Genomic DNA, 16,311 nt, shown 5'->3' on the forward strand with positions numbered 1-16,311 from the left:
AAGGCTCCCGCGGGAGCCTTTGTTGTTTCTGGCGTCATGCCAGAGGCGGGTTACTTGAACACCACCGTCTTGTTGCCGTAGACGAACACCCGCTCGTTGAGCACCAGCTCCAGCGCGCGGCTCAGCACGGATTTCTCCACGTCGCGACCGGCCCTGGCCATGTCGTCGGCACTGAAGGCGTGGCCGACATGGATCACGTCCTGCTCGACGATGGGGCCCTCGTCCAGATCGTCGGTGACGAAGTGGGCGGTGGCGCCGATCAGCTTGACCCCGCGATCGAACGCCTGGCGGTAGGGACGGGCACCGATGAAGGCCGGCAGGAAGGAGTGGTGTATGTTGAGGATCTTGCGCGGATAGGCTTCGACGAAGCTCGGCGTCAGCACCCGCATGTACTTGGCCAGGATCACGTAGTCGGGCTGATAGCCGTCTATGATGGCGCGTACCTGCTCTTCGTGCTCGGTGCGGCTCAGATCCTCGTGGCTGACGGTGTGGAACGGAATGTCGAACTTGCCCGTCAATTCTGCGAGCGTATCGTAGTTGCCGATCACCGCCACTATGTCCATGTCCAGCGCACCGGCGTAGTTCTTCATCAGGATGTCGCCGAGGCAGTGGGTCTCCTTGGTCACCAGGATGACGATGCGCTTCTTGCCGGCCTTGACCAGACGGCGTTGGGCACCGGCGGGCAGGGCATCATCCAGATCCGCCAGCAGGGTCTCGTCGTTGAAACGCCCCTCCAGCTCGGTGCGCATGAAGAAGCGACCGTTTTCGTTATCCACGAACTCATCGTTCTTGTTGATGTTGAGCTGGTGCTTGTAGCAGATGTTGGTGATCTTGGCGATGAGGCCCTTGGCGTCCGGACAGTCCGTCAGCAGTATTTTCTTTTCCATCTCTGTCATGATTCCGTTTGTGGTGTTGGCGCCTGAGTCTGCGCAGGCTGCGCGTTTTTTCAGGCACTATGCCATAAACAAAATCAGAAAAGACAGTGTGCCGTGCGTGCGTGCGCCAAGTTGTTGGCGGCGGGCACCGGTTGGTTCCATATTCATCTTTGATGGGTTTTGGGCTGGTATCCTGCGTTTTTTTTCTTTAGGCTGTCTGCGCTTATTCTCAGGGCGGGGTGAAATTCCCCACCGGCGGTATCCCGATCTGACTCGGGGAGCCCGCGAGCGCCCGACCTTGCAATCAGGGTCGGGGTCAGCAGATCCGGTGAGATGCCGGAGCCGACGGTCATAGTCCGGATGAAAGAGGATAAGACAGATATTGCAGGCATGGCCCCCGTTGGGCTTGCCGCTGCATACCTATCTCTGTCTGCCTTTCCATGCCCTGATTCTGGTCCTTGTCTTGTTTAGGAGTCTTACCATGAATCAGTCTCTACTCAGTGAATTCGGTGATCCCCTTGCGCGGGTTGAAGCTGCGTTGGCGGCCCTGCGGGCCGGTCGTGGCGTATTGGTAGCCGACGATGAAGATCGGGAGAACGAAGGCGACCTCATCTTCGCCGCCCAATCCATGACCAATGAACAGATGGCCATGATGATCCGCGAGTGCTCCGGCATCGTCTGCCTCTGTCTGACCGACGAACGCGTTCGCCAGCTTGAGTTGCCTATGATGGTGGAGGCGAACTCCAGCCACTATCAGACCGCCTTCACCGTCACTATAGAAGCGGCGCAAGGGGTGACCACGGGCGTCTCTGCGGCCGATCGCATCACTACCATTCGTGCGGCTATCGCCGATGGTGCCGAACCCTCAGATCTGCATCGCCCCGGTCATGTCTTCCCGCTGCGGGCTCGTACCGGCGGTGTGCTGACACGCCGCGGCCATACCGAAGCCACGGTCGATCTGATGCAGCTTGCTGGCCTCAAACCGTTCGGGGTCTTGTGTGAACTGACCAAAGAAGATGGCTCCATGGCTCGTCTGCCAGACCTGGTTGCCTTCGGTCGCCTTCATCAGATGCCTGTGCTGACCATCGAGGACCTGGTGCAATATCGTCAATTGTTGTCAGAACGTTCTGCCTGAGCCTCATACGAAATTGTAATAAGCCCAAAATTTGGTTACGCTCTGTGCGAACCTCATCCAGAGACACTCATTTTTGCTTAAAGTTTGCGCATAAAGTGTGCAACTAAAAAAAAATGAGGGTTTTAATGCATTTATCTGTGATGAGGCCTATCCAAAGTATGATTCTTTTGTGCCATAATCACGCCGCTTGCTAAACGTCTGGCGAGTTAAAGGGAGCTTTTAAAAATGAAAAAATTGTTGTTGGTAGGTGTTGTTGGTCTGTCCGCTCTGCTGGGCGGTTGTGCAAACACCAGCGAACTGGAAACCTCCGTTCAGAATCTGTCTAACAAAGTTGACCAACTGGCTCAAGATGTTAGCGCAGTTCGTGCTGATCAATCCAAGATCGCTGCTGATGTTGCAGAAGCCAAGCAAGAAGCTATGCGTGCTAACCAGCGCATCGACAACATGGCTACTTCCTACAAGAAGTAATCCATGCGAAAAAATGGCGCATTCATGCGCCATTTTTTTTTGCCTGAAATTCGTCAATTCCCCTCTTTCTGCCCCTGAAATACACCTCTGCAAGGCAATGCCGACTCCTCGGCATCACCCCGTCTTTCATTCCCGCATCGATCAGTAGAGCAGGCTGTAGAGCTTGCGACGGTAGCTCTGTGCCGCCGGATGGGCGCCCATGGTGGTCAGAATGTCCAGATAGGTCTTCTTGGCATCGCCAAAAGCCAGATCGCACTTGAGGATGGTGAACAGCAAGGCCAGCGCCTCTTCCTGTCGACCCGCCTGGTTGTATTGCACCGCCAGCTCCTGGGTCAGGGTGAAGTTGTCAGGATCCTGTTCATAACGCGCCTCCAGCGCCCGCAGTTCAGGGCTGTCTGCGGCCTGCAGTGCCAGTGCCAGCCGGGAACTCAGGGTCTGATAGTGGTCATCCTGCGCGATCATGGGGATCTTGCCGAGTCGCTCCTGCGCTTCGTCCAGCAGATTGAGATCCAGCGCCGCTTGAATGAGCCACAGGCTGATGTCGTGGCGCTCCGGAGCCAGCTGGTGAGCCTTGGTGAGATGGGCATAGGCCACATCCGCCTGGCCGTCTGCCAGTGCCTGCTGCGCCTGCTCGAACAGCAGTTCCTCCTCTTTGGGAGCGAAGGCGGCAAAATAGTGGCGCAGGGTGGCTTCGTCTTGCGGCCCTTCCAGAATGGCCTGTTCGTCCGGGCGACCCTGATGGAAGAGTACCAGTGCGGGCAGGGCCCGCAGGCCGAGCTGGCTGGCCAGCGGTTGCAGCTGCGGATCGTTCATGTCGACTCGGGCCAGGGTCACCTGGGGGTTGGCCGGGCCAACCAGTGACTCCACCAGCGGGGTCATGCCCTGACACTCGGGCATCTGGGGGGCGTGGAAATAGATGACGACCGGCTTTTTCATGGAAGCATCGATCAGTGCGGTTTGGAAATTCTGGGGATTGATGTCGACGATCATGAGGCTGACTCTTGGAAAATGGTGTGAGTTAACATGGGGTTGATGGAGGCGGATTTCAAGTTGTCATCCAGCAGCCAGCCGTTGACGGCCAGGGTCGGGGCGGCGAGGCTGAGCCAGCCGCTGCCAAGAGGCCAATCCTGTACCCGGTAATCGTGCTCATCGAGCCGATTATCGAACCGCCACTCCTGCTGCGGCACAAAGCATACCTTGTCGAGCCCGGCGGCAATGCCGGCACCGTGGGCCTTCAACACCGCCTCCTTGCGTGACCAGAGCCGATAGAAGGCGCTTTCCTGCTCTTCTGCGGGCAGGGCGGCGAGCCACTTGTACTCGCTGGTTGCATAGAAGCGTCTCGCCAGTGGCAGTGTCTGGCGGCAACGCTGGCCCAGCTCTATATCCACCCCAAGCGGTCCCCTGGCACAGAGTGCGATCACCAGCCAGTTGCCGCTGTGGCTGAGGTTGAACTGCCAGCGCTGGTCGCTCAGTTCGGGTTTGCCGTGGGGGTTGGTGCAAAACAGCAGCTCGCTGGCCTGGCATTGCAGGCGATCGGCCAGCAGGCGCCTGAGCAGCACACGGCTGATCAGGAACTCCTGGCGGCGTCCCGGATGGTGGATCTCCTGCCACCGTTGCCGCTCTGTCAGGGAGAGCTCGTCCGGCAGCAGAGCCAGCTGGTCGGCGCCGATATTTGCCGGTTTTAACAAATAGAGATCCACAGAAATCATAATTTTTCACTTTAAAAGAGGGATGAAACAGCGATAAAAGTCAGTTTGATCGAGCAAGGATGGCCTCTTTCGAGATTGTATATTGTTTGGGCATGATCACATTAATCATGAAAAATAATGCATTTCCTTGCAGAAATGTGATGTCGATAGGGATTTTCGCTTGCCTCGATAGAATTCTTGGATATAGTCGGGTGCTGTTGCCTTATAAATTGCCCTTCTGGGCCGTATTTTAACAAGTTTTACTATTTTGCGGGGATAAAGGATTGCGCCACCTGATACTACTGCTGGTCGCGCTCGGAATGGTGGGTTGTGCCTCGGCACCCCAGCCCGAGGTCGCGAGCAAGATTGAAGTTTCCATGATGGAACCCATTATTGAACCGGAAGCTTCGCAAACACCCGATGTGAATGAAATCCTGACAGTATATAAAGAGTGGCGTGGCGTCCCGTACCGCATGGGAGGCAGCAGCCAGCGAGGCATAGATTGTTCCGCCTTTGCCCGTGAAGTGTTCCGCAATGCCGTCGGTGTCGAATTACCCCGTGACACCCGCTCCCAAGTCCATGAAGGCACTCGTGTTTCCAAGCAAGATCTGGTCGAAGGGGACTTGGTGTTCTTCAAGATCAATCGCCGTCTCAATCATGTCGGTATCTATGTAGGCAATGGTGAATTCATTCACGCCTCGACCCGTGCCGGGGTGACGCGCTCCAAGCTGGATAGCTCCTATTGGCGCAGCAAGTTCTGGCAAGCACGCCGGATCGACATCTGAGTCAGGCTGGACAAACGGCTCGCAGTACGGACTGTTTTTCCAACCTCACTTGAACCGGGCTCCTGAAGCCCGGTTTTTTGTGGCCGCAATTTAGACTTTCCGGGGCCAAATCACTATAGTGTGGGCCCGTTTTCCCTCGGCAGGCCCAGCATGAAGACCCACTCCGACCGCAAATCCGGATTGCATCCACGCAATCGCCATCAGGCTCCCTATGATTTCGATGCGCTCTGCCAGCGTACCCCCGAGCTGCGGCCCTTGGTATTCGTCAACGAGCACGGTACCCAGACCCTGGACTTTGCCGATCCTGCCGCCGTCAAGGCGCTGAACAAGGCCTTGCTGGCACTGCACTACGGCATTGCGCACTGGGATCTGCCGGCAGGTTATCTCTGCCCGCCGATACCGGGACGGGTGGACTACCTGCATCGGGTGGCGGATCTGCTGGCCGAAAGTGCGGGGCGCGTACCGACCGGCAAGGGGGTGCGGGTGCTGGATATCGGCGTGGGGGCGAACTGCATCTACCCATTGCTGGGCGCGCGCGAATATGGCTGGCGCTTCGTTGGGTCCGATATCGATCCTGTCTCGGTCAAGGCGGCGAACCTGCTGGCCAGAAGCAACGGACTGGGTGGACAGATCGAGTGCCGCCATCAGGGCAATGCCAAACACGTCTTTCGCAGCATCATAAGCCCGCAGGAGCGCTTCGCTCTGACCCTGTGCAATCCGCCGTTCCATGGCTCGCTCGATGAGGCGAGCAAGGGCAGCGAGCGCAAGCTGCGCAACCTGGGCAAAGCCGTGAAGGGGACGCCCCTGCTCAACTTCGGCGGCCAGAAGGCCGAGCTCTGGTGTGAAGGGGGTGAGGCCGCGTTTCTCGCCGCCATGATCGCCCAGAGCAAGGAATTCGCCAGCCAGTGCCTCTGGTTCAGTTCGCTGGTATCGAAGAAGGAGAACCTGCCGGCTGCGAAGAAGGCACTGGCCCAGGTCGGGGCCCGTCAGGTGCGGGTGATCGACATGGCCCAGGGCAACAAGGTGAGCCGGATCCTGGCCTGGTGTTTTCTGGATGAGGTCACCTGCGGGCAGTGGTGGCAGCCGGCACCGCGTGACGACGCCTGACGGGCCCAGGCAGGGCATCGACAAAGGCACTCGAACGGCATTCCCCTTGTTTCGGCCTCTGTTTGCGCGGCGTCCATGGTCGCCTGACGCTGGCCACAGCAATCGTTTTTCTCCTTGTGCCATCAGGCTTGCAGCCGACAGGTTAGTGACCACTTCTGCCCGTGGTACAGCTGTACGCTGAGATTTTTTTGCACTTGCAGTTGAAATTTTCATAAAATAGGACTGGTTAGACCTCTTTACAGGCTTTGAATCGAATAGGGATCGGTAGATGAAAGTTGTCGATTTTCTGAAGCGCAAGCGCGAAATTCTGGCGCAGCACCCCTTTGAGCTCAAGGATTGGCTCTCTCCGGCGATCCGCGACTACTGGCGTGAGTTTCAGCAAAAGGCACACCTCCACCCTCTGCTGGGGCGTGTGCTGGATCTGCAAGCTGACAGCCAGCCCGTGCAGCGGCAAGCAGGCTCGGCGCAGATTGCCAACGGCCAGCCCCTGCAGGCTGATGAGCCGGCGGTTGAGCTCAATGGTGAGGCTGCGGCTCTGTTTGCCACTCTGCAGCCCAGCATAGGCGCCGAGACCCACGTGGGTGAATGGCTGCTGGTGAGCCAGCAGATGATCAATGAGTTTGCCGCCGTGACCGGTGACAATCAGTGGATCCACACAGACCCTGAGCGTGCTGCTGCCGAGTCACCGTTCAAGACCACCATAGCCCATGGTTTTCTGACCCTGGCGCTGCTGCCGCGGCTGACGGGCAGCATCAACGAGGCGACGCCCGAGTTTCCGAATGCTCGCATGGTGGTGAACTTCGGGCTGGATCAGGTGCGTTTCCCGTATCCTATCAAGGTGGACAGCAATATCCGCGCACGCACCAAGCTGCTGCGGGTGACCCCCATCAAGGGCGGTCTTGAGCTGCTCAAGGAGATCAAGGTCGAGATCGAAGGCATCCGTCGCCCCGGCTGCGTCATTGAATCTGTCACCCGGATCTACTTCTGATATCGTGACGGCCGTCACCCAGTGGCATCAATCCTATTGAAACAAAACAGGCTCACCTCGGTGAGCCTGTTTTGTTTATGGCAGTTGTACTGCTTGTTTGTGGCTCCGCCATTCGCCCGTGAATGGCTTGCGCTGATGACTAGAAGCTGGCCCCTAGGCTTATCAGGTGGCGCCACTCCTTGCTTGCCAGCTGTTGGTGAGTACCCTGGTAGTCCCACCAGGCATCATCCCAGTCCAGCTCGCTCGACCAGGAGAGGCGCAAGTGATCGTTGAAGTAGTAACGCAGCCCAATACTCCCCTGAATGGATTGTTCCTGAGTCACATAAGGAGAGGGCTGGGCCAGGTAGCGCTTGTAGCCCCCCTTGCTGAACAGCTCTATGTTCTCTGACCACAAGGAGACAGGCTGTCGGTAGTCCCAGCCCAAATTGATGAGCGGGTAGTTGATGATCCTGTCATCAAAGATGTCGGCCATGTTGGACTCATCGTAGGCAGCGGGTTTGAGATAGGAACGCTCCAGACCGGCCTGGGTGATGAGCTCAAGACGGCGTTTCTTGTCGTTCCAGAACCTGTAACCCGGGCCCGAGGCATAACTCAGGTTCAGATAGTTAGCGTCGAGCATCTGATATTCATAGTCGATGGAGGATCGCACGAACCAGTTCTGGTCGAAGAAGAAGTCCAGCATGGGCTTGAGTCGATACTCATGGCTGTTGGTGACGTTGTTGGCCGTCTCGTAGATGTATTCCCCACCCAAGCTGTATCGCCAGTCGAGATTGGCCACCTCGGTCTCGGCTTTCAGGTTGACGTTGTTGGTCTGCTTGTCGTTGTGTTTCAGCTTCACGTTCAGGTCACTGCTGCCGGTCCACAGCCAGGCGCGCTTGTCATCCGGAGTGAGAGCGAGCAGGGTAATGCCGCCCTTCACCGGCGAGCTGTAGGGCAGCGCTATGCGTACCTGTTCATTCGTAATCTCCTCTATGGTACCGGTCAGCCGGTCACCGTTGTCCATCCAGAGGATGTCGGCCAGCGCCATCGGGCTGAGCAACAGGGAGAGCAAGTACCAGAAGCGGTATCTCATGGAAAGTCCTTCATGAACACAGGGTTGCCGTTAACCGCTGACGGGGTGTGGAATGCCGTTCTTATTGTTCAGCACGGCAGCGACCTTGTCGCCGTCGATCTCGGGCATGGCGATAAAGGTTTCCACCTCGGCTGAGAGGATCAGGGGGGCGCCCTGCTCCAGCTCCAGTTCGGTGCGAGAGAGGGGGGAGTGGACCTCCAGCCAGTGGCGGCCATCGGGTTCGCTGGCAGTCTTGACCGGCTGGTTGATCACCCGTACCTGGGTGCCGAGGGGAACTATGTTGAACAGGGCCTCGATATCATCGGGGCGCAGGCGAATGCAGCCCGCGCTGACCCGCAGGCCGACGCCAAACTCCTTGTTGGTGCCATGAATGAGGTAGTCCTGCTTGCCGTAACCCAGGCGCATGGCGAACTTGCCGAGGGGATTGTCCGGGCCTGGCGGTACAACCGCGGGCAGCGTGATCCCCTTCTGCTCCAGCCAGGATTTTCGCACCATGGGCCCGGGTACCCAGGTCGGGTTGGGGTTCTTGGCGATCACTGTCGTGGTCATTTCAGGGGTTTCCCGCCCTATGTCGCCAATGCCGATGGGCAAGACGATCACCTCATTTTCTCCCTTGGGGAAGTAGTAGAGACGCAGCTCTGGCAGGTTGATGACAATGCCTTCTCTTGGCACATCCGGCAGCAACATCTGGGTCGGCAGGGTCAAGCGGGTGCCCGGTTTGGGTAAATAGGGATCAACTCCGGGATTTGCCTCGAGCAGTGCCAAAAAACCAATCTGGGTGTGCTTGCCGATCAGTTCAAGGTGCTCGTCCGGCTGGACTATATAGTCCTCCAGCTCGCCAATCAAACGGCTGCCTGCCGGTGGCAAGGGATAGGTCGTGGCCCAGGTTGGCGCGCTCCAGATGCTGGCTGTCATCAGCAGCAGTGAGACGATTCGTGCATTGAACATGGTACTTCCTGTCAAATGGCGTGAGGGCCGGTCACTGCCCGCCCTGAAAAAAGAGGTGAAATTGTTAACCAATCCACACCTGATTACCAGCCCGTCCCACAAGGGCTACAGAGGAGTCTTGCTTCGAAAAACGCCCCTTTGGACGACTTTCCACACCTTTTTAGTACAGTGCCGGATAACCCTGGATGAACTCTGCCTGTGATGGGAAAGACCGCAACCCGCAAGCAGGCCTGTTGTAGGGGGCGTCATCACACTCGCCAGGCTGCCTATTGGGCTCTGCGCCAAAGCGTCGTTGAAGCGCCATGTACAGGCCCACGGTAAAAACAGTGTGTCTTGCCTGTTTTATAGGCAGTCGTTTGATCTTTAAAGAGATTCAAGTTGATTTACCAGACCGGGTTCGGTAAGAATGAAGCCCCGTGGAGAGATGCCGGAGTGGCCGAACGGGATTGACTCGAAATCAATTGTGGTAGCAATACCACCCAGGGTTCGAATCCCTGTCTCTCCGCCATATTCCTTGTCTGGCTCGTGCCGACAAGATGCCGAAGACCCGCAACGCGCTCGCCTTGCGGGTTTTTTGTTGCCTGACATTAATGGTTATGGCACGCAGGCCCACCATCGTTGGTAACGAGACCCCTGTTACAAATAGCTACCTTGGCGAGTGTGAAGATGCAGCGCCAGCCCCGGAGTGGATCAATCTGCATAGTTGGCACTGGTTGCTGCTTCTGTTGCCAGTGCGAGGAAGGCGCGTATGGCGGGGGTGATGCTGTGCTGGCGAGTAATAAAAACGGTGCTGCCGGCTTCGATCGGTTCTAGGGGATGACAGACCAGATCCGAAAGCTGGCTGGCGGAGTGGGCGAGGCCAGCGCTGACGATGGCCCAGCCCAGCCGATGGCGCACCGCGCTCACCAGGTGGAACAGGGAGTCTGTCTCCAGCACCACGTTGAGCGGGATCCCCGCCTGCTCGGCGGCGAGATCCAGGTATCTGCGAAACTGCATGGAGCGGCTTGGCAGCACCAGCGGTCTGTGTTGCAGACTGGCCAGGGCCATGGGCTCAGAAGAGGGGAGGGGCTCTGCCGCGCCGCGGCTCATCAACACAACCATCCGGTTTTGACCCTGAGGGTAAACATGGACGGTGCGCCTGCCAGGTTCGCCCGGGGGCTCGTCAAACCCTAGGCCTATGTCGCACTGGTGCAGCGCCAGCTGTGACAGCAGGGCCTCGTTGCTCAGCACCGACAGGCGAATAACGATATCGGGGTAGCGCTGCTTGCAGCGGGCGATGAGCGGCATGATGTCGACATTGGACTGCGGCACTATGCCGATGCGCAAGGTGCCAGACAACTCGCCGTGAAACAGCGCCAGCTCCTGTTTGAGTGCCTCCTGTTCGAGCAGCATTCGCTCGGCATACTGGCGCACCAGCTCGCCCGCCTCGGTGAGGGCGACGAATTGGCTGGTGCGTACCACCAGATCCGTGCCCAGATTTTTTTCCAGTGCCGTGATGCTGGCCGACAGGGTCGGCTGGGTGATGTGGCAGGCTTTGGCGGCCTTGGCAAAATGCCGATGCTTGGCCAGTTCGTGAAAATAGTGCAGTTGCTTGATGTTCATCGCGATCTTGCGAGGCGTCTGGCGGGGTGATAGTTAAAATTAATCAATTGAAAATTCATCGTCAATAGAGTGATTCTATCGGGAGATAGATTTAATTCATTGGTTTTGCCGGTGCGGCCTCTCTAAACTTGAATGCAGATTGCATTTTTAGGCCAACCTTTCATGCCGGCAGCCAACCCCACCGTTCCACACACTCTCCACCACGCCTTGCCTTCGCTGGATCATCTGGTGGAGGAGGTGGCGGTCTCCATCAATATCAATGGCATCAACCATGCGGTGATGATGGCGACACCGGACGATCTCGACGATTTTGCCATAGGATTTCTGTTCTGCGAGTCGATCATCCGACGCAACCACGATGTGCACGATATTCGGGTATCCCCCGCTGAACATGGCTTTGTGCTGGATGTTACCATCGCCAATCGTTGTCTGGCGCAGCTACAGCAGCGTCGGCGCAGGCTGACCGGCGCCACCGGCTGCGGTATCTGCGGTGTGGAGGCGGTCGAGCAGGCATTTCCCCCATTGCAGCCATTGCCGCTGAGCCCACCCCTTGATGTTGCGCTGTTGGCCGAACTGCGACCGCAGATCGCCCGCTGGCAGCTCAAGGGGCAACACTCTGGCGCCCTCCATGCGGCGCTGGCGCTGGATGGGCAGGGGCAGATCCTCCACTGCCGCGAAGATATAGGGCGCCACAATGCCCTCGACAAGCTGATCGGTCTCTTGTTGCGCCAACCACAGGCCTGCGACACCCTGGTAGTGACCAGTCGCTGCGGCAGCGAGCTGGTGCAAAAAGCAGCGCTGTTCGGCGCTCGCCACCTCGTCTGCCTGGCGTCCCCTAGCCAGCTGGCGGTCAGGCTGGCCCTCAAATACAACCTCAATGTCGTCCATATTCCCAAGTTTGATGCCCCGGTCAGCTACTCCAGCTATCGCCCGGCGGATCCCATCGGAGAGTGCCATGAGTCATATTGAAAAGCCTGCCAAAGCAGGCGGTTTTTCGTCCCTGCAGTCCACCATGAAGCAGGTGTTGCGCAGCCAGAAGACCCGCCAGAACATCAAGAATCTGCTGCGGGTCAACCAGACAGACGGCTTCGACTGCCCGGGCTGTGCCTGGGGCGACAACGATCACGGCGCCTTCCAGTTCTGCGAAAACGGCGCCAAGGCGGTGGCGTGGGAATCGACCGGCAAGACGGTGGGGGCCGCGTTTTTTGCGGCCCACTCGGTGCGCCAGCTGGCCACCCAGAGCGACTACTGGCTGGAGTATCAGGGGCGGCTGACCGAGCCGCTGCGCTACAATCCGGCGACCGATCACTATGAACCGATAAGCTGGGACGACGCCTTTGCGCTTATCGCCGACACCCTAAAGGGACTCGACAGCCCGGACGAGGTGGAGTTTTACACCTCGGGCCGTGCCAGCAACGAGGCTTCTTACCTTTATCAGCTGTTTGGCCGCCTGTTTGGCACCAACAACTTCCCCGACTGCTCCAACATGTGCCACGAGGCGAGCGGGGTGGCGCTGACTCAGTCGGTCGGCATCGGCAAGGGCACGGTCGTGCTGGATGATTTTGACCGTGCCGAGGCCGTGTTCGTCTATGGCCAGAATCCGGGCACCAACCATCCGCGCATGATGAATGCCCTGCGCCAGGCGGCGCGAAATGGCTGCAAGATTGTCAGCTTCAACAACCTCAAAGAGGTGGCCCTCGAGCGCTTTGCCAGTCCGCAAAGTCCGCTGGAGCTGCTGACCCCGGCAGCCACCACCATCAGCCATCAATATCTGACGCCCAAACTGGGCGGCGACATGGCCGCCATCCGTGGCATGGCCAAGTACATGCTGGAAGAGGCGCCGGAGGTGGTGGATCGCGACTTTATCGCCCGCCATACCCGCCACTTTGACGAATACGAAGCGCAGGTGCGCGCCACCGGCTGGGCCGAGATCGAGCGGCAATCCGGCCTGACTCGCGCCGACATAGTGCAGGCTGCCCGTGTGTTTGCCGCCAGCCGCAGCGTCATCAGCTGCTGGGCCATGGGGCTGACCCAGCATCTGCACTCGGTCGACACCATCCGTGAAATAGTCAACCTGCACCTGATGCGCGGCCAGATGGGCAAGCCGGGGGCGGGGCTCTGTCCGGTGCGGGGCCACAGCAACGTGCAGGGCAACCGCACCATGGGGATCAACGAGAAGCCGACCGCCGCCTTTATCGGCCGGCTCGAGCGTCACCTGCTGGTGAGCCTGCCGCGGACTCGCGGTCACAATGTTTATGAGGCGCTCAAGGCGCTGCACGAGGGCAAGAGCAAGGTGCTCATCTGCCTGGGCGGCAACCTGGCCGCCGCAGCACCAGACACCGACTTCACTTATGGGGCGATGAAAAAGGCCGCACTTAACGTGCAGATCAGCACCAAGCTCAACCGCAGTCATCTGCAGGTGGGCAAGGCGGCGCTGATCCTGCCCTGCCTCGGTCGCACCGAGCTCGATATTCAGTGCACGGGCAACCAGAAGATCACGGTGGAGGATACCTTCAGCATGGTGCACGCTTCGACCGGTACGGCCGAGCCGGTGTCGCCACTCTGCTTGTCAGAGACCGACATAGTGGCGCGGATGGCCCACGCCACCCTTGGCAGTGAGCGGGTCGATTGGCTGGGCCTGCGCGATGACTATGGGCGCATTCGCGATCTCATCGAGCAGACCATCGCAGGATTCACCGATTTCAATGCCCGCATCCAGCAGCCGTGTGGCTTTCATCTGGACAACGCCGCGGCGCAACTGACGTGGAATACCGCCAGCGGCAGCGCCGAGTTTCGCGCCAGCACCCTGCCGCGCTCTGTGCTGCCGGAGTGTACCCGCCATGCCGAGCAGATGAGCGATCAGCCGGTATTGCTGCTGCAGAGCCTGCGCTCCCACGATCAGTACAACACGACAATCTACGGCATGGACGATCGCTATCGTGGCATCAAGGGCCAGCGCAACGTGGTCTTCATGAACGGGGAAGATGCCCGTCGTCTCGGTTTTGCCGAAGGGGAGCGGGTCGATATGGCGGCCATCTGCAACGATGGGCGCGAGCGGATTGTGACCGGATTCAACGTGGTGATCTACGAGATCCCGCAGGGCAATATCGCGGCTTACTATCCCGAAACCAACCCGCTGGCGCCCATCGACAGTATCGGGGAGGGCTCGTTTACCCCCACCTCCAAGTCGATACCCGTGCTGGTCACCGCCACCCGTCAGCAGGACAATCTGTTGCTCAAGTGAGAGGGCAATAGCCAGCCTTGGTCGGGCGGATTTTAGTGGGGGTGAAAATCATGAACAGGAGGATATGCCCGTTTGGCATTGAGTCAATTAAGCAAGGAAAGTCGCTGGTGTGCAGGTAGTCTCACCTCTGAATTGTCCAACAAGGTCTTTTTATAAACTAAAGCTGAGGCCATCAATGATTGCTTCAGCTTTCTACATTGTAAATAAATGTTAGTCATGGCTGCAGCGGGTTATCCATGGCTCCCGATAGGGAGGCGGCTCGTATTTTCATTAGCTGTTGAGGTTGTTGCTAGAGCCAGGTTTTCAGCTTGGTGCAGCATGCGGCTGATTAGGTCAACCAGAATGTCCAACCATTCTCTGCTCCAAAGAAGGGTGCCACGTTTACCGCTGTGGCTGCGTTGCAGTACGGGCCAATCGGCCATGGTTGTCAGGGCGGTGGTCGAAATGTCATCCAGCGGAATGAACAGCGTGACCAATTGATCCTGTTGCCGGATATGGAGACTGAAAGGGCCTATCGGCAGGTCTAGTCCAGCCTAATTAAGGTAGTCTTGAGATAGTATTAGATTAGCCCATTGAAGAACCAGACACTTCGCCCCTCTTAACTTAAGAGGTAGTCTTAGAACTATGTTCAGTACTAGTCGCAACGAGAAGATGGTCGAAGTGTTAACAGGGGCCGAGCGCCGTCGACGCAGGTCTCCACAAGAAAAAATCGCCATGGTGCAGCAAACTTTTGAGCCCGGTATGACGGTGTCTCATGTCGCACATTTGCATGACGTCAACGCCAACCAGCTCTTCAAATGGCGCAAACAATTCCAGGAAGGGTCACTCACCGCGATCACCTCAGGTGAAGACGTCGTTCCTGCATCTGAGCTCGCCGCAGCTATCAAACAGATACGGGAACTCCAGCGTCTGCTCGGGAAGAAGACCATGGAGAACGAGATCCTCAAAGAAGCCGTGGAGTATGGCCGAGCAAAAAAATGGATAGCGCATGCGCCCTTGTTGCCGGGGGACGACGATTAAGGGCGGTGAGCCAGGCCCTGGGTGTATCGCGTGCGCAACTATCCGTTCATGTTCATCGAAAGTCAGACTGGCGAGATGGCCGTCAGCATCGCCGCCAGCGAGATGACCGCGTTTTGCTTGCCCGGATCATGGATGCGGTGGCAGAGCTCCCCTCCTATGGCTATCGGCGAGTCTGGGCGCTGTTACGGCGTCAGTCTGAGGCCCAAGGACAGCCCGTCGTCAACGCAAAGCGGGTGTATCGCGTCATGCGCGAACATGGCCTGCTGTTGGAAAGAAAACCTGTGGCTTCCTTGACCCATCAGGCACATAAGGGGCGTGTCGCCGTCAAAGAGAGCAATCAGCGGTGGTGCTCGGATGGCTTTGAGTTTCGCTGCGATAACGGCGAAAAACTACGGGTCACTTTCGCTATGGACTGCTGTGACAGGGAAGCCTTGGATTGGGCAGCCAGTACCGGGGGTTATGACAGTGACACGGTACAGGATGTCATGCTGAGCTCGGTTGAACGTCGCTTCGGGGATTCGTTGCCGGCATCACCGGTGGAATGGCTGACAGATAATGGGTCGGCGTACCGGGCCCATGAGACCCGCGCGTTCGCAAGAGAAATTGGGTTGGAGCCCAGAACGACGGCGGTGAGGAGTCCACAGAGCAACGGTATAGCGGAGAGCTTCGTGAAGACGATGAAGCGAGACTATATCGAGATGATGCCGAAACCGGATAGCCATACTGCGGTAGGCAATTTGGCTATCGCGTTCGAGCATTACAATGAGCACCACCCGCACAGCGCCTTGGGGTATCGTTCACCTCGGGAATATCTGCGCAGCCGGGTATCACAACCCTAAGCGGGAAAGAGTGTCTGGATCTATGGGGTCAAATCCAAGTATCAAATGGCGATAGAGAGCGGACAGCATGGTGTTGAACATCATCATGGCTCCTGGATCGTTGTGTCAAAAACAGATACTGCAGGCGACTATAAATTGGCAATGGGCGGCCGGGCTGCACAAAGGTATGGGTGTCGGTACAGGCATAGGTTCCCCCTGCGATCACTTTCGATCTATGTTGCGGTGTTTTGGTGGTTGCACCCAGCTTGGCAGCGGGCAGATGTTTGCCTGAATGGACTGAATTGGGGGTGGTGAATCTGCCCACTGATTGCTGGTAAGGCCATGGTGTGATCTCCTGCATGGTGAACGATAAGGGAATGATTATGAACCGTAGTAGCGCGCTATACCGGGGCTCGACCGGAGATTTTTTAACCTTTTTGGGTTATGGGGCGGTTGATATAGAGGAGGTGCATTGTTCTGATTGATATGACAGATCATTGGTGTTCCGGTCAGCAGAAGACCAATGAACCTGTGATACGGCAGGTCAGAGTTTCAACAGCT

14 protein-coding genes, 1 tRNA gene and 1 riboswitch are annotated in these 16,311 nt (G+C 57.8%); of the genes, 9 read left to right on the top strand and 6 right to left on the bottom strand.

Going from position 1 to position 16,311, the window contains the following annotated elements; genetic code table 11:
- Positions 1-50: 50 nt before the first annotated feature.
- Complete coding sequence (gene purU, locus BN1128_RS21915; RefSeq protein WP_042872821.1) at positions 51-887, bottom strand: formyltetrahydrofolate deformylase; 837 nt, start codon at positions 885-887, stop codon at positions 51-53.
- Between the two features lie 209 nt (positions 888-1,096).
- Positions 1,097-1,251: riboswitch (FMN riboswitch) on the top strand.
- Positions 1,252-1,356: 105 nt separating this feature from the next.
- Here purU and ribB point away from each other — a divergent pair.
- A complete protein-coding gene (gene ribB / locus BN1128_RS21920) occupies positions 1,357-2,010 on the top strand; it encodes a 3,4-dihydroxy-2-butanone-4-phosphate synthase (protein WP_042872823.1) in 654 nt (217 codons plus the stop codon).
- Between the two features lie 225 nt (positions 2,011-2,235).
- On the top strand, positions 2,236-2,478 hold the full coding sequence (locus BN1128_RS21925) for an Lpp/OprI family alanine-zipper lipoprotein (protein ID WP_005334342.1): 243 nt from the start codon (positions 2,236-2,238) through the stop codon (positions 2,476-2,478).
- 141 nt (positions 2,479-2,619) lie between these two features.
- Here BN1128_RS21925 and BN1128_RS21930 read toward each other — a convergent pair whose 3' ends face one another.
- Entirely contained in the window at positions 2,620-3,468 is an 849-nt protein-coding gene (locus BN1128_RS21930; RefSeq protein ID WP_042872826.1) for a tetratricopeptide repeat protein, read from the bottom strand.
- A complete protein-coding gene (locus BN1128_RS21935; protein WP_042872827.1) occupies positions 3,465-4,187 on the bottom strand; it encodes a 4'-phosphopantetheinyl transferase family protein in 723 nt (240 codons plus the stop codon). The genes BN1128_RS21930 and BN1128_RS21935 overlap by 4 nt, the downstream gene beginning before the upstream one ends.
- 299 nt (positions 4,188-4,486) lie before the next feature.
- Between BN1128_RS21935 and BN1128_RS21940 the strand changes: the two genes are divergently transcribed.
- The 3 genes from BN1128_RS21940 to BN1128_RS21950 all read left to right on the top strand — a co-directional run bounded on the left by BN1128_RS21940 (position 4,487) and on the right by BN1128_RS21950 (position 7,046).
- The gene (locus BN1128_RS21940; RefSeq protein WP_042872990.1) at positions 4,487-4,951 is read left to right on the top strand and encodes a C40 family peptidase; all 465 of its coding nucleotides are present in this window, start codon (positions 4,487-4,489) and stop codon (positions 4,949-4,951) included.
- Between the two features lie 150 nt (positions 4,952-5,101).
- Entirely contained in the window at positions 5,102-6,058 is a 957-nt protein-coding gene (gene rlmF / locus BN1128_RS21945) for a 23S rRNA (adenine(1618)-N(6))-methyltransferase RlmF (RefSeq protein ID WP_042872829.1), read from the top strand.
- A 268-nt stretch (positions 6,059-6,326) separates the two neighbouring features.
- Positions 6,327-7,046, top strand: a complete 720-nt coding sequence (locus tag BN1128_RS21950; RefSeq protein ID WP_042872832.1) for a MaoC family dehydratase — start codon at positions 6,327-6,329, stop codon at positions 7,044-7,046.
- A 139-nt stretch (positions 7,047-7,185) separates the two neighbouring features.
- On the opposite strand, the gene BN1128_RS21955 is transcribed toward BN1128_RS21950, so the two are convergent.
- The gene (locus BN1128_RS21955; RefSeq protein WP_042872834.1) at positions 7,186-8,118 is read right to left on the bottom strand and encodes a DUF481 domain-containing protein; all 933 of its coding nucleotides are present in this window, start codon (positions 8,116-8,118) and stop codon (positions 7,186-7,188) included.
- Positions 8,119-8,148: 30 nt separating this feature from the next.
- Complete coding sequence (locus BN1128_RS21960; protein ID WP_042872836.1) at positions 8,149-9,066, bottom strand: L,D-transpeptidase family protein; 918 nt, start codon at positions 9,064-9,066, stop codon at positions 8,149-8,151.
- Between the two features lie 418 nt (positions 9,067-9,484).
- Between BN1128_RS21960 and BN1128_RS21965 the strand changes: the two genes are divergently transcribed.
- Positions 9,485-9,574 (top strand) — tRNA-Ser (locus tag BN1128_RS21965).
- Between the two features lie 182 nt (positions 9,575-9,756).
- On the opposite strand, the gene BN1128_RS21970 is transcribed toward BN1128_RS21965, so the two are convergent.
- On the bottom strand, positions 9,757-10,668 hold the full coding sequence (locus BN1128_RS21970) for a LysR family transcriptional regulator (RefSeq protein WP_042872838.1): 912 nt from the start codon (positions 10,666-10,668) through the stop codon (positions 9,757-9,759).
- 162 nt (positions 10,669-10,830) lie between these two features.
- On the opposite strand from BN1128_RS21970, the gene fdhD reads away from it, so the two are divergent.
- From fdhD to BN1128_RS21995, 3 genes are all read left to right on the top strand, one after another.
- On the top strand, positions 10,831-11,637 hold the full coding sequence (fdhD, locus tag BN1128_RS21975) for a formate dehydrogenase accessory sulfurtransferase FdhD (RefSeq protein ID WP_209428602.1): 807 nt from the start codon (positions 10,831-10,833) through the stop codon (positions 11,635-11,637).
- On the top strand, positions 11,624-13,912 hold the full coding sequence (locus tag BN1128_RS21980; RefSeq protein WP_042872842.1) for an FdhF/YdeP family oxidoreductase: 2,289 nt from the start codon (positions 11,624-11,626) through the stop codon (positions 13,910-13,912). Before fdhD ends, BN1128_RS21980 begins: the two co-directional genes overlap by 14 nt.
- Positions 13,913-14,563: 651 nt before the next feature.
- Positions 14,564-15,771, top strand: a protein-coding gene (locus tag BN1128_RS21995) for an IS3 family transposase (RefSeq protein ID WP_156140613.1) whose coding sequence is annotated in 2 segments (ribosomal slippage) — positions 14,564-14,882 and positions 14,882-15,771 — 1,209 coding nt in all. Because the reading frame shifts where the segments join, the coding sequence is not laid out codon by codon here.
- The last annotated feature ends 540 nt before the right edge of the window (positions 15,772-16,311 follow it).

The sequence above is a fragment of the Aeromonas piscicola genome (assembly GCF_000820005.1).
Classification (GTDB): domain Bacteria; phylum Pseudomonadota; class Gammaproteobacteria; order Enterobacterales; family Aeromonadaceae; genus Aeromonas; species Aeromonas piscicola.

What these genes read in the sequence shown, in the direction of transcription:
- rlmF (WP_042872829.1), top strand. Translation starts at nt 5,102, where the DNA reads ATGAAGACCCACTCCGACCGCAAATCCGGATTGCATCCACGCAATCGC.
- BN1128_RS21970 (WP_042872838.1), bottom strand. Translation starts at nt 10,668, where the DNA reads ATGAACATCAAGCAACTGCACTATTTTCACGAACTGGCCAAGCATCGG.
- ribB (WP_042872823.1), top strand. Translation starts at nt 1,357, where the DNA reads ATGAATCAGTCTCTACTCAGTGAATTCGGTGATCCCCTTGCGCGGGTT.
- BN1128_RS21940 (WP_042872990.1), top strand. Translation starts at nt 4,487, where the DNA reads ATGGTGGGTTGTGCCTCGGCACCCCAGCCCGAGGTCGCGAGCAAGATT.
- fdhD (WP_209428602.1), top strand. Translation starts at nt 10,831, where the DNA reads ATGCCGGCAGCCAACCCCACCGTTCCACACACTCTCCACCACGCCTTG.
- purU (WP_042872821.1), bottom strand. Translation starts at nt 887, where the DNA reads ATGGAAAAGAAAATACTGCTGACGGACTGTCCGGACGCCAAGGGCCTC.
- BN1128_RS21925 (WP_005334342.1), top strand. Translation starts at nt 2,236, where the DNA reads ATGAAAAAATTGTTGTTGGTAGGTGTTGTTGGTCTGTCCGCTCTGCTG.
- BN1128_RS21930 (WP_042872826.1), bottom strand. Translation starts at nt 3,468, where the DNA reads ATGATCGTCGACATCAATCCCCAGAATTTCCAAACCGCACTGATCGAT.
- BN1128_RS21950 (WP_042872832.1), top strand. Translation starts at nt 6,327, where the DNA reads ATGAAAGTTGTCGATTTTCTGAAGCGCAAGCGCGAAATTCTGGCGCAG.
- BN1128_RS21935 (WP_042872827.1), bottom strand. Translation starts at nt 4,187, where the DNA reads ATGATTTCTGTGGATCTCTATTTGTTAAAACCGGCAAATATCGGCGCC.
- BN1128_RS21980 (WP_042872842.1), top strand. Translation starts at nt 11,624, where the DNA reads ATGAGTCATATTGAAAAGCCTGCCAAAGCAGGCGGTTTTTCGTCCCTG.
- BN1128_RS21960 (WP_042872836.1), bottom strand. Translation starts at nt 9,066, where the DNA reads ATGTTCAATGCACGAATCGTCTCACTGCTGCTGATGACAGCCAGCATC.
- BN1128_RS21955 (WP_042872834.1), bottom strand. Translation starts at nt 8,118, where the DNA reads ATGAGATACCGCTTCTGGTACTTGCTCTCCCTGTTGCTCAGCCCGATG.